This is a genomic window from Bradyrhizobium sp. USDA 3262 (assembly GCF_054060035.1).
Genome location: NZ_JBSSCT010000001.1, coordinates 216,027 through 228,273 on the forward strand (window position 1 = coordinate 216,027; position 12,247 = coordinate 228,273).

The 12,247-nt window shown below is 64.1% G+C and carries 8 protein-coding genes and 1 pseudogene; 4 read left to right on the forward strand and 5 right to left on the reverse strand.

Features of this window, described 5'->3' with window-relative positions; genetic code table 11:
• Window positions 1–108: 108 nt before the first annotated feature.
• Together ACVWYP_RS01010 and glf are read right to left on the reverse strand one after the other, a co-directional pair.
• On the reverse strand, window positions 109–1,377 hold the full coding sequence (locus tag ACVWYP_RS01010; RefSeq protein WP_304497416.1) for a serine hydrolase domain-containing protein: 1,269 nt from the start codon (window positions 1,375–1,377) through the stop codon (window positions 109–111).
• Window positions 1,378–1,444: 67 nt separating this feature from the next.
• Window positions 1,445–2,653 (reverse strand): UDP-galactopyranose mutase, encoded by a 1,209-nt coding sequence (glf, locus tag ACVWYP_RS01015; protein ID WP_304497417.1) that lies wholly within the window; start codon window positions 2,651–2,653, stop codon window positions 1,445–1,447.
• A gap of 199 nt (window positions 2,654–2,852) precedes the next feature.
• On the opposite strand from glf, the gene ACVWYP_RS01020 reads away from it, so the two are divergent.
• Both ACVWYP_RS01020 and ACVWYP_RS01025 read left to right on the forward strand, forming a co-directional pair.
• Entirely contained in the window at window positions 2,853–4,085 is a 1,233-nt protein-coding gene (locus ACVWYP_RS01020; protein ID WP_304497418.1) for a hypothetical protein, read from the forward strand.
• A gap of 74 nt (window positions 4,086–4,159) precedes the next feature.
• Entirely contained in the window at window positions 4,160–5,311 is a 1,152-nt protein-coding gene (locus ACVWYP_RS01025) for a caspase family protein (protein WP_304497419.1), read from the forward strand.
• A gap of 39 nt (window positions 5,312–5,350) precedes the next feature.
• Here ACVWYP_RS01025 and ACVWYP_RS01030 read toward each other — a convergent pair whose 3' ends face one another.
• Window positions 5,351–5,914 carry a DUF488 domain-containing protein gene (locus ACVWYP_RS01030; protein WP_304497420.1) on the reverse strand — a complete coding sequence of 188 codons (564 nt, stop codon included), beginning with the start codon at window positions 5,912–5,914 and terminating at the stop codon, window positions 5,351–5,353.
• Window positions 5,907–6,116 (reverse strand): hypervirulence associated TUDOR domain-containing protein, encoded by a 210-nt coding sequence (locus tag ACVWYP_RS01035; protein WP_028338922.1) that lies wholly within the window; start codon window positions 6,114–6,116, stop codon window positions 5,907–5,909. Before ACVWYP_RS01035 ends, ACVWYP_RS01030 begins: the two co-directional genes overlap by 8 nt.
• A gap of 1,515 nt (window positions 6,117–7,631) precedes the next feature.
• On the opposite strand from ACVWYP_RS01035, the gene ACVWYP_RS01040 reads away from it, so the two are divergent.
• Together ACVWYP_RS01040 and ACVWYP_RS01045 are read left to right on the forward strand one after the other, a co-directional pair.
• Complete coding sequence (locus tag ACVWYP_RS01040) at window positions 7,632–7,883, forward strand: hypothetical protein (RefSeq protein WP_453945798.1); 252 nt, start codon at window positions 7,632–7,634, stop codon at window positions 7,881–7,883.
• A gap of 633 nt (window positions 7,884–8,516) precedes the next feature.
• The gene (locus ACVWYP_RS01045) at window positions 8,517–11,177 is read left to right on the forward strand and encodes an excinuclease ABC subunit UvrA (protein WP_369525543.1); all 2,661 of its coding nucleotides are present in this window, start codon (window positions 8,517–8,519) and stop codon (window positions 11,175–11,177) included.
• Between the two features lie 733 nt (window positions 11,178–11,910).
• Here the strand turns inward: ACVWYP_RS01045 and ACVWYP_RS01050 are convergent.
• A pseudogene (locus ACVWYP_RS01050) lies at window positions 11,911–12,185 on the reverse strand (transposase); the annotation flags it as partial.
• Between the last annotated feature and the right edge of the window lie 62 nt (window positions 12,186–12,247).

Below are 12,247 nucleotides of genomic sequence, written 5' to 3' on the forward strand. Positions count from 1 at the left end.
GCAAAATTTGAGGCCCGTCGCTTGGCTTGAGCGACGGGCCTTTTTGCTGTTCCACGTTCCACGTACGCAAAACGTGGGAATGTGAGGTTCGACTTTTCTGCTGAGGCGTTACTTCACCATCGCGCCGTTGACGATGTCCTGCACATTCTCGCGATAATATTTGCGCAGTTCGCCCGGCGCCGCGGTTCCCACCACAACGACAAGGCGCTCCTTCGGATCGCAGAAAAACTGCGTGCCGTAGGCGCCGTTCCAGGTGAACTCGCCGGGATTGCCCGGCACCGACGACAGCCCCTCGCCGGTCCGCACCGCGACCGACAGCCCGAAGCCGAAGCCGCCGCGATGCGGTTCGACCGCGGCGACGTTGTTCTTGATCTCCGGCCCGAGATGGTTCGACGTCATGTGATGCACCGTCTTGGGGCTGAGGATGCGCTTGCCGTCGAGCTCGCCGCCATTGAGCAGCATCTGCCCGAAGCGCAGATAGTCGCCGACGGTGGCGAACGAGCAGGCACCGCCGCAATCGAACCTGGTCGGCGCATCGAGCAGCTTGATGGCTTGCGGCTTGCCGGTGAGCGGATCGTTGGGGAACGGACGCGCCAGCCGCGCGCGCTGTGCATCGGCCGGATGGAATGTCGCATCCTTCATGCCGAGCGGCTTCCAGACATTGGCCGCGAGATAATCGCCAAGCCGCTGGCCGGAGACCTTCTCGACCACAGCGCCGAGCACGTCGATCGAGAAGCCATACTCGAACTCGGTGCCGGGCTGATGCACCAGAGGCAGCTGGGTGATCCGGTCGATGAAGGTCTGGGTGTCGCCCTCGACCGCCGGCGCGGTGCCGTCGGGATAGAGCCGCGCCAGCGCGCTCGAGCTGTCGGGCCGGCCGCCATACATCAGGCCGGAGGTGTGGCGATAGAGATCGTGGATGAAGATCGGCTGCGCCTGCGGCTCCATCTTCAGCGAGCCGTCGGCCTGCTGCACGCCGACCTTCATGTCGGCGAACGCCGGATAGAACTCGGCGACCTTGGCCTGCAGCGGCAGCTTGCCCTGCTCCATCAGCGTCAGGCCTGCAACCGCCGCCATCGGCTTGGTCATCGACGCCAGCGCGAACACCGCGTCGATCGGCATCGGCGTGCCCTTCACCGGATCGAGCTGGCCATACGCCTTGTAATGCACGAGCTTGCCGTCGCGCGCGATCGCCACCACAGCACCGGGCACGCGCTTGGCCGCGATCTCGCGCGCAAAGAAGTCGTCGAGCCGCGCCAGCCCCTGCTCCGAGAAACCGACCTGGTGCGCCGACGTTTCCGGGAGTGGCGCGGCGTGGGCGATGCTGACAGCAAGACAAGTGGCGGCGGCAGCCGCGGCAATGACGGTTTTTCTCATTGTTTCCTCACCGGGGACAGCGGGCGATTTGTTATGGCGTTCGTTGCCCGCAGCTCGCGTGATTAGATCACGCCGGCAAGGGCGACAAGACTTCGCGGCGCGTGGCCGCGTCACGCGGGTGCATGCCTTGCCGGGCGAAGAATGGCTCGACCTCGTGCTCGAACGTCTTCAGCGCCGCGCCGATCGCCTGGTGCATGTCGAGATATTTGTAGGAGCCGAGCCGGCCGCCGAAAATGACGTTCGGATGCGACGCCGTCATGGCGTGGTAGGAGGCGAGCACGGCGCGGTCGGCGGCGGTGTTGATCGGATAATACGGCTCGTCGCTGCGGCCCGCGAAGCGGGAATATTCGCGGTAGATCGTCGTCCGGCCTTGCGCATGTGCGCGCTCCGGATGCAGATGCCTGAACTCGTGGACGCGGGTGAACGGCACCTCGGCGTCGGCATAGTTGATCACCGCGGCGCCCTGGTAGTCGGCGACGTCGTGCACCTCGCGCGCGAAGTCGACGGTACGCCAGCCGAGATGGCCGCAGGCATAGCCGAAGAAGCGGTCGATCGGACCGGTATAGACCACGAGCTGCCGCGGATTGATGCGATCGGCGATGTCGAAATAATCGACGCCGAGCCGGACGTCGATCGCGGGATGATCGAGCATCCGGCGGAAGATCGCGGTGTAGCCACTGGCTGGCATGCCCTCATAGCGGTCGGCGAAGTAGCGATCGTCGAAGGTGAAGCGGACCGGCAGGCGGCCGATGATGTCGGCCGAAAGCTCACGCGGATCGGTCTGCCACTGCTTCTGCGTATAGCCGCGGATCAAGAGATCGTAGAGCGTGCGGCCGACCGAGGCGATTGCCTTATCCTCGAGATTGCCGATCCCCGCGGCGCCGTGCACGGCCGCCTCCGCCGCGATCATGGCGCGGGCCTGCTCGGGCGTCATGGCGCGCCCGAACGCCGCGCACACGGTCGCAAGGTTGATCGGCATGGAATAGACGCGGCCGTTCGCCACCGTGAAGACACGGTGCCGGTAGCCGGTGAACTCGGTGAAGCGGTGCAGATAGCGCCAGACGGTCTCGGAATTGGTGTGGAAGATATGTGTGCCGTAGCGATGCACCTCGACGCCGCTGTCGGGGTCGAGCTCCGAATAGGCATTGCCGCCGATATGCGGACGGCGGTCGAGCACGCAGACGGAGCGGCCGAGCCTGCTCGCCACCTGTTCGGCGATCACAGCGCCGAAGAAGCCGGCCCCCACCACGACGACGTCGAAGCCATCAAGCTGCATGCGTTCTCGCCCCTCATGTCGGATCGCGACGGCGCCCGACGCAGCTTCAACGTGACGGCACGGCCGTTTCGGGCGAAATAAATCCGCCCATCAGGATAATTCCGAGCCCGGAACGGCTGGCTCGGCCGTTCAACTGACAGCATGCAAGGCGACGGAAATGCCCGCGCGAGCAGCCACACCATCAAGCGCGGAGGTCCCCATGTCCGTGATCTGCGTCCTGTACTCCAGCAACACCACCTATGATTCACTGCGCGGCATCCTGGCGATGGCGGCCGCCGAGTTCGACCGGCTCGGGCACGAGGTCAAGATGCTCGATCTGCTGGCGCCGGATTTCTCGGCCCGGCTCAACGCCCTGCTGCCGCGGCGCGCCGAGACCATGGCGCTCGGCTTCTCCGGCATCGGGCTCGATATCCACACCAAGGACGGCAGATTGTTCTGGGACGTCGCCCAGATTCCCGTCTTCACCTGGTTCTGCGATCACCCCTGCTATTTCGCCAGGCGTCACGGGCTCGAGAGCCGCTACACCGCGCATGGCTACGTGTTTCCGGACCATGCCGCATTCAACCGCGATCATCTGGGAGCCAACGGCGCCGTGTTCGCGACCCATATGGGCATCCCCGATCCCGGCTTCTTCGGCGGCGTGCCGCCCGAGCAGCGCAACGGCCGGCTGATCTTCGCCAAGTCCGGCTGGAATCCGCTGGCGCTCGAGCGCGGCTGGCGCAAGACGATGCCGCCAAGACTGTTCGCGCTGCTGTTCGATGCGATCGCCGAGGCGCGCGGCAAGGCCTGCGGCGCATTTCCGAAGATCATCGTCGACGTCGCCGGGCAGCATCTGGTCTATCTGAAGCCCGGCGGCGACCTGTTCAACGTGATCCTGACCCGGCTCGACAATTACACACGAGGCGTGCGCACCCGCGAGGTGGGCGCGGTGCTCGCCGACTATCCGGTCGACTTCATCGGCGGCGGCTGGAGCGATCTCGACGTCAGCGGACGTCCGGCCCGCGTGCTCGGCGCGATGACCTTCGATGCGATGCGCGAAGGCCTCGGCAGCTACCTTGCCGCGGTCTCGCTCAATCCCAATATCGACCTGTCGGTGCATGACCGGGTGTTCTTTGCGCTCGGCGCCGGCACCGTGCCGGTGTTCGACGCCAACCGCTTCTCGGCCGCCGAGATGCCGCATCTCGCCCGCTTCAGCTTCGGCCAGGACACGATGAGCATCGCCGCCGCCGTCGAGGCCGTGCTGGCCGATCCCTCAGCGGCGCAAGCGGCGGCCGCGACCACCTTGCGCGAACTCTATCCGCGCTTCTCGATGCAGCGGTCGGTGCAGGACATCCACGAGATCACGATGTCGATCGCGGGCGCCGCCGGCGCCAGTTTGTTGCCGGCCGAGCCGGTGCCCGCCGGCGTCTGGACACCGAAGCAGGCGGCCTGATCGCGCCGCCATTTCCGTGGCCGCATCGCGCCCGCTGCGCTACCATGCGCCGGTCACTTCCGATCGGGGCCCGCATGAACCGCCGCGCGTTTGTCTCGGGACTGGCCGTTGCCGCGGCGCTTGCAGGCTTCGCCGCGCCGGCTGCGGCCGACGGCAAGCGGGTGGCGCTGGTGATCGGCAACGGCGCCTACAAGAGCGTGCCGGCGCTGTCCAATCCGCCGAATGATGCCGGCGATGTCGCCGCCGCGCTGCAACGGCTCGGCTTTACCGTGACGCTCATCACCAACGCAGGCTTCGACGAGATGCGGCGCGGACTGATCGCATTCGGCCGCAATGCCGCGGGCGCCGACATGGCGGCGGTGTACTTCGCCGGCCATGGCATGGAGATCAACGGCGACAACTGGCTGATCCCGGTCGATGCCGAGCTGAAGCGCGATACCGACGCCGCCAATGAAGCGATCAGCCTGCAAAGCGTGATGCTGCAGGTCGCCAACACCGGAAGTCTCGGCCTCGTCATCCTCGATGCCTGCCGCAACAATCCGTTCGCGACGAAGATGAGCCGCTCACTCGCCACCCGCGCCGCTGCCGGCAGCGGGCTCGGCCGCATCGAGCCGGTCGGCAACGTGCTGGTCGCCTATGCCGCCCGCGACGGCACCATTGCGCTCGACGGCGACGGCCGCAACAGCCCGTTCGCCGCGGCGCTGCTGCGCAACATCGAGACGCCGGGCGTCGAGGTCACCTTCATGTTCCGCAACGTCCGCGACGACGTGATGGAGGCGACGCGCAACGCGCAGCAGCCGTTTGTGTACGGCTCGCTGTCGCGCAAGGCGATCTATCTCGTGGCCGCGCCGACCGACGCCGCCGCCACGAAACAGGCGAACGCTGCGCCGGCGGCCGCCGCATTGTCGGCGCCATCGACGACGTCAGCCGGCGCGATCGATCCCGCGCTGGTCGGCACCTGGGAGATCATGGTGCCGGATGGTCGCGGCCAGTCGCGCTGGATCTGGCGGATCATGGCCGACGGCACCTACCAATTCCACGCCGAGCCCTCCCGCGCCGCGCGCCCGCACGAAGGCACCGTCAGCTTCGCCAACGGCCGCTGGACCCTGCATGCTCTGCGAGGACTGAGGAACTACAGCGACGGCGGCTCCTACGAGGTCCGCGACGCCATTGCCGTGATCACCGGCAAGCTCGGCACCGGCTATTGGAAACGCAGCGTGGAGTGAGTGGGCGCGGCGCGGTGCAGCCGCAAGCCTCGCCCCCTTTCATAAATCCAGTTCACCCGTCGCCGGATAGACCACCGTGCCGTCGCCCTGGACGACGGCGCCTTCGGTGAGACGGGCGGGCTCGAGGCGGCCCTCCCCCATGATGTGGACGACGGTCTCGCCGGACGCGATCAGATAATCGGCAACGATCCGGCGGTGGCAGCGCCACCACACCGCTTCCGAGCACATCATCGCACAGCGTTGCCGGCGCCCTTCGTCGCGCAGATGCTGGAGCGCCGCATGAAACTGCGGCGACAACGCATAGTCGGCGTAGTTGTGAAAACTCTCGTTGCTCCAGAACCCATTGACGGACGGCGGCACGCTTCGCGCCTTGCCGCGGAGCCCGCCGAGATCGGCCAGATGCTCATACGAGATGCCCGCAGCCTTGAGCGGCTTGGGCAGCGCATCCATGTTGAACTGCGGATTGGTGCGCGACCGCGGCACCGTTCGGATGTCGACGATGCGCTCGATCGCGACCGTGCCGAGGAGAGCGATGAAATCCTCGAGGCTGCGGGTGGAATGACCGATCGTGAAGAACGGAAGCGCCACGTCTTTGCTAGGCATGATGCAGCGCGCTGCCCTTGTGGGCCGCGACGTGATCGGTCTTGTCGCTCTTGATCTCGTATTGCGGATCGGCCTCCGAGGCGCGGTGCGTGTGCCCCTTGTAGTCGAAATCGCTGGTGTGAACCGCGATGATGGTGCCCGAGACGCGGCCGGCCTCGGAATTCCAGCTGACGTGATCGCCGACCTTGAATTTCCTGGCCATGCTTGAAGCCTCCTTCAGGCGCGGAATTGCTCGCACGATACAGGCGCCAAGCGCCGCCGGGGCAAACGAGCCGGCACCGGCCAGGTTCCCGCCTCGCGCTTGCGGGAATTTCGCAGAACGAGTTCCGATACTCAAGCGCGCGATCGCGCGGACCGTCCATCCTGCAGGTTAATGCTTTCATCTGATTGCGGTCGAACGTCTTCGAAGAGCGAGCATGAGGAGATGTTCAGCGTCGCAAAGACGCTTGCTGTCGCGCTTTGCTGCGACCACTGCCTTATGCATCTTGTGCCAGCGTGGCACGCAGTTGAACCAACGGAACGAAGCACGTTCAGCGGGATTGATCGGGACACCCTTGTAAGGAGTCCGGATATGCGACCAACCAAGGCTTTGCTGGTTCTCAGCTTCATCGCATCTGCAGCAATGATACTTCCTTATGACGCACAGGCCCGGCGCGGAGCCGGCGCTCGATCGGCTCACTTCCACGGCGGAGGCATGCGACCTGGTTGGCACGGCGGCGGCACGCGATGGCATGCCGGTGGCTGGCACGGCGGCCGCGCGCGTTGGGCCGGCGGCGGCTATTACCGCGGTGGCGGTTACTATCGAGGCGGTTGGGGCGCCGGAGCTGCCGCAGCCGGTTTGGCGACTGGCGCAGCCATCGGAGCCGCGACGGCCTATAACTCCTGCTATCAGACGCGAAACGTGTGGAACGGTTACGCGTATGTTCAGCAAAGCGTGAGGGTCTGTTAGGCATCATCTCGTCGGCGATGCCGGGCTAATCACATCTCCGCCGAGTTCGAGATCGCGGACCGCCTGATCAACTTGGGCCCGGATTGCGCGAACGAGTTCGGCAACGAGGTCTGTGGCGGCGTCGCTCCGCAATGGGCCTCCTTGCGTCGAAAGACCGCGCGATCCTGATCACCGAGGCCGATCAGGATCGTCACCGCGCTCGCCCTTTTGCGCTTTTCTACCAATTGATACAATGGCCGGACTTCCCCGTATTTGCGAAGACTTCCCCGTATATGCGAAGGCGTCATCATCGAACGCAGCTTTGCGCCTTCGCCGACGGGGAGCGGCATTTTGATTCCTGTCGTGTCGCTTGGCCTATCCTCAGTCGGCACTGCGCCGCGCTTGTGCCGCTTCGCTGAAGTCATCCTTCAATCGTCCATCAGTCACGTCGATTTGATGCATCGTGCGAGGCGCACAGGAACCACTTCCTGAGGTTGCATTTGATTGCATGCGAGAAGAACGGAAACGTTCCGATGCGGCTTTAAACAAGCCCTGTCGCAAGCAAACCAAATCCAGGGAGAGCAAGCCATGATGAGTCTAAGAGTTCTTGGCGCGGCCGTGATAGTGGCGTCCGCAGTTTCGAGCCCCGCGTCGGCGCAAGCGGTCTTCTCCAACCCGGCCGCCTGTTCATCTCAGTTCGCCAACGCCAACTGCCTCAATAGAGGAGCCGGGAGCCCGTACGACAGCAGGCGAGGCTATTATCAGCGGCGAACCGCCTATCGCGAACCGGTGGGACCGGTGGGGGCCGCCGCCGGCGTGGCGGGCGCTGCCGTCGGAACGGCCGCGGCGATCGCGACCGCTCCCTTCGGCGGCTGGCGCAATTCCTACGCGGCATACGGCGCCTACGATCGGCCCGCCGCATATGGCGACTACTACGCGTGGAACGGCGACTGGAACACTTACGCGTCGCACAACGGCATCGTCTGCAGGCCCGGCACCACTTTCAAGGGGTCCGACGGACTCCAGCATCTCTGCCAGTAGGCTTGTCTGCTCTCAGGCGGCCTGCAAGGGCCGCCTGCCTCACGTCCTGTCGGTCGCGGCGACATCGGCGGCGCGGACGAAGGTCGCGTTCGCGCGTGAGCCGTCGACGCATCGATTGCTGATTACGATAGCATCAAGGGGATGGTGCCCAGGGGCGGGATCGAACCATCCGACTTCGCCCTCCGGGCTACGCCGGGACGAGCGCCTGCGTGGAGCGATTGCAGATTACGGTAGCGTCAAGGGGATGGTGCGCCACCCAGAATAAAACAATGAACTCTTATATCATTGAAATTACACTATAATTTACGGCTCACCCTCTCGAAATTCAGAACCACTCTGCAGCTGCAGCAGGTTACGGGCGCTCGGAAGCCCCCTGCCTAAATGGCGCGTCGGCGGTGAAGGCATTCCGGAGGGCGGTGAAACGCGGTTCATCGGCTGGATCTCCGACAACGCGGAGCGACAGTTAACCGCAATAATCGTCGCGTCTGGCAGTATTTCGCGTATCGCTCCCTGTTACAGTGCCTCCAGTTTCTTTTTTGATCGCCTCAAGTCTCTTATCGGCCGTTATCCTTCGAATGAGCACGAAAAGACGAGCGACCACCCAAACGGGATGCCGCCCCGGAAAGGCGTGACATGAACGGAAATCCGGACCCGGTATTGACCGCCGCTCGGGACAACCTTGCAGAGCGATCCGATTGTGTGAGGGTACGGGGCGCGCGCGAAAACAATCTGAAGAATGTCGACGTCGACATTCCACGCGACGCGTTCGTGGTGTTTACGGGCATATCCGGATCCGGCAAGTCATCGCTCGCATTCGGCACTCTCTATGCCGAGGCGCAGCGCCGCTACCTGGAATCGGTCGCCCCCTATGCACGCCGGTTGATCGACCAGGCCGGCGTTCCGGACGTGACCTCGATCGACGGATTGCCGCCGGCGGTTGCCTTGCAGCAGCAGCGGAGTTCGCCGAACGCGCGCTCGTCGGTCGGCAGCGTGACGACACTGTCGAGCCTGGTGCGGATGCTCTATTCCCGCGCCGGCGAGTATCCGCGGAATCAGCCGATGCTCTATGCCGAGGATTTCTCGCCGAACACCGTCGAAGGGGCCTGCCCCACCTGCCATGGACTCGGCCGGATCTACGACGCGACCGAGAAAACGATGGTGCCGGACAGCTCGCTGACGATTCGCGAGCGCGCAATCGCCGCCTGGCCGCCCGCATGGCACGGACAGAATCTTCGCGATATTCTGGTGTCGCTTGGCTACGACGTGGACACGCCCTGGCGCCATCTGCCGAAAAAGGACCGCGACTGGATTCTGTTCACGGACGAGCAACCGACCGTGCCGGTGTATGCAGGCCTTACGCCGCAGCAAACGCGCGTCGCGATCAAGCGCGGCTTTGAACCGAGCTATCAGGGTACGTTCACGGGTGCCCGGCGCTATGTGCTGGATACGTTCGCCAACACAAAAAGCCCCTTGATGAAAAAGCGTGTCACGCAGTTCATCATCGGCCAGGAATGCCCGACCTGCCACGGCAAGCGGCTGACGCGCGCGGCACTGTCGGTGAAATTCAAAGGGCTCGATATTTCCGAATTCGGGAAGCTGTCGTTCTTGAAACTGGCGGAATTGCTGACGCCCGTTGCGCGCGGCGAGCAGACGGGCGCGCAAGAATACTCGCACGCCGGCGTCCTCGACAAAAAGGCGCGTAGTGCTGCGATCGAGCGCCGGGTCGCCGCAGGCGGATCGGCGCACAAGAGTGCGCCAGACATCCGCCGCACCCCGAATCTTTCCGAAGAAAAGCGTATCGCCGCCCAACGCCTGGCTTCGGAATTGCTCGAGCGCCTTGCGCCGCTCACCGATCTCGGGCTCGGCTATCTGTCGCTGGACCGGAGCACGCCAACGCTGTCGTCGGGCGAGCTGCAGCGCCTGCGACTTGCGACCCAGCTATCTTCGCACCTGTTCGGTGTCGTCTATGTGCTGGACGAGCCCTCGGCCGGGCTGCATCCGGCGGATGGCGAGGCATTGCTCGCCATCCTCCAACGCCTCAAGGCCGCGGGCAACTCGCTGTTCGTCGTCGAGCACGATCTCGATCTCATAGGCCGTGCCGAATGGCTGGTGGACGTGGGCCCGGGAGCCGGTGAGAAGGGCGGCCGCGTCATCTATAGCGGGAAGCCTGCGGGGCTGGCAGACGTCGAGGCCTCGATCACCCGCCGCTATCTGTTCGGCAAACCGGCTGCGGTCGAGCGCACGCCCCGACCGCCCAAGGGCTGGCTGCGGCTGGAAGGTGTGACGCGCAACAACCTGCATGGTCTCGATGTCGCATTTCCGGTCGCCTGCTTTACGGCGGTCACCGGCGTTTCGGGCTCTGGCAAATCCAGTCTCGTGAGCCAGGCGCTCCCTGAACTGGTGAGCGAACGACTCGGGCGGCCGCTCGCCGCGTCGGACGAGGACGAGCTTGATCCTCTGCTTGCGGTGACGCAGGCGGCCGCCGAAGGGCGCATTGTTGGCGGCATGGACCACATCCGCCGCCTTGTCCAGGTGGACCAGAAGCCGATCGGGCGCACGCCGCGCTCGAATTTGGCGACTTATAGCGGCCTGTTCGATCATGTACGCAAGCTTTTCGCCGCCACGCCCATGGCGCGAAAGCGCCACTACAGCGCAGGTCGATTCTCGTTCAACGTCGCGCAAGGGCGCTGTCCGACCTGTGAGGGCGAAGGTTTTGTGATGGTCGAGTTGCTGTTTCTGCCCAGCGTCTATGCGCCCTGCTCGACCTGCAACGGCAGCCGCTACAATCCGCAGACGCTCGAGATCGAATGGCATGGCCGCAACATCGCGCAAGTGCTTCAGATGACCGTCGACGAGGCCTGCCAGTTCTTCGCCGACGAAGCGCAGGTGTTGCGGCCGCTCACCGTGTTGCGCGAGATCGGGCTTGGCTACCTGCGGCTGGGCCAGCCGGCGACGGAACTCTCTGGCGGCGAAGCGCAACGGATCAAGTTGGCGACCGAACTCCAGCGTGCGCAGCACGGCAGTACACTCTATTTGCTCGATGAACCGACTGCCGGCCTCCATCCCGCCGACGTTGACCGCCTGATGCGTCAACTGCAGGGACTTGTCGACGCCGGCAACACCGTCGTCGTCGTCGAGCATGACATGCGGGTCATCGCGCAGGTGGACTGGGTCATCGATCTCGGCCCCGGGGCCGGCGAAGACGGCGGTCGCGTTATCGCCGGCGGCGTTCCGCGTGAAGTTGCCGACGCAAAAGGCAGCTTGACCGCACCCTATCTGAAAGTAGCTCTGTAGCGGATTTGGAGCCGTCGTCGAAGAGGTTGTACGATGCATGGCGGCTCGATTTGCCACCAAGGGCAATCACGAATTTGAATGTGGTTGGCCTTGTGGGTTGGATCGCTACGATCATCGGGCAATAAATCGTGCTGCCTCAGCTCTTTCGCGGGCGTGAAGACAAATTGGAATCCGTCGGCTGTCGAGTGACTTTACACGACGTACCTGTACATGCCCCTCATTGAAGCATGCGCTAGAAAATCTGCGACCGCTCGATTGCAAAAGGGGAATCGACCCGCCACCCCTTTCGTGAGTAGGCGGCCTCGGCGGAAAATCCGCCCTACTCAAAATCCTACTCACACAGAGGCGTCACATTGCGCCCAATACCGCTACATCTCGTGCAGGGAGCGGAATCGAGCCACCGACAGGTTGGGCGTAGGAATTCTGGTGCCCCGGGGGCGGGATCGAACCATCCGGCTTCGCCCTCCGGGCTACGCCGGGACGAGCGTCTGCGTGGAGGGATGGCTGGCTACGATCGCATCGGGGGGAATGGTGCGCCATTCAGAATAAAAATGCGAACTCATATGTTATTGAAGTAACTATATAATTTAAGGCGTCAGCGCATGAGCCGCGTGCTCGGATCTCTGCAACAGCAGTCCACTCGCGAGAGGCCGGATACATTCATGCAACTGAAATCGTCACCCACGACGTCACGACACCATGCATGGACGGGGTGGACCACACATGCCGTCCAGACCATGGCGTCGGCCAGCAACCGCTTCAGCCGTGTTCTCGTCCTCCAGCGTCTTCAGCCGCTTGGCCTCTGACACCTCCATCCCGCCGAACTTCGCTCTTCATTTGTAGATGCTGGCGTCGCTGACGCCATGCTTGCGGCAGATCGGCGGCCGAAACGTCGGCCTCATGCTCTTTCAAAATTCCGATGATCTGCTCTTCCGAAAGGCGGCTACGCCTCCGTGGTCGGTCCTCGAGTGGCGCGTCATCACCGCAGTCCGCGTCGTAGCGTCGCATCATTCCGAACATTCTTGCCAAACCCCTGCGCAAGACTTTGACTTGTTCCAATAAAAAAGGGC

Bases quoted from the DNA above. Each gene is read 5' to 3' on its own strand.
- ACVWYP_RS01010 (WP_304497416.1), bottom strand. From the start codon at position 1,377: ATGAGAAAAACCGTCATTGCCGCGGCTGCCGCCGCCACTTGTCTTGCT.
- glf (WP_304497417.1), bottom strand. From the start codon at position 2,653: ATGCAGCTTGATGGCTTCGACGTCGTCGTGGTGGGGGCCGGCTTCTTC.
- ACVWYP_RS01020 (WP_304497418.1), top strand. From the start codon at position 2,853: ATGTCCGTGATCTGCGTCCTGTACTCCAGCAACACCACCTATGATTCA.
- ACVWYP_RS01025 (WP_304497419.1), top strand. From the start codon at position 4,160: ATGAACCGCCGCGCGTTTGTCTCGGGACTGGCCGTTGCCGCGGCGCTT.
- ACVWYP_RS01030 (WP_304497420.1), bottom strand. From the start codon at position 5,914: ATGCCTAGCAAAGACGTGGCGCTTCCGTTCTTCACGATCGGTCATTCC.
- ACVWYP_RS01035 (WP_028338922.1), bottom strand. From the start codon at position 6,116: ATGGCCAGGAAATTCAAGGTCGGCGATCACGTCAGCTGGAATTCCGAG.
- ACVWYP_RS01045 (WP_369525543.1), top strand. From the start codon at position 8,517: ATGAACGGAAATCCGGACCCGGTATTGACCGCCGCTCGGGACAACCTT.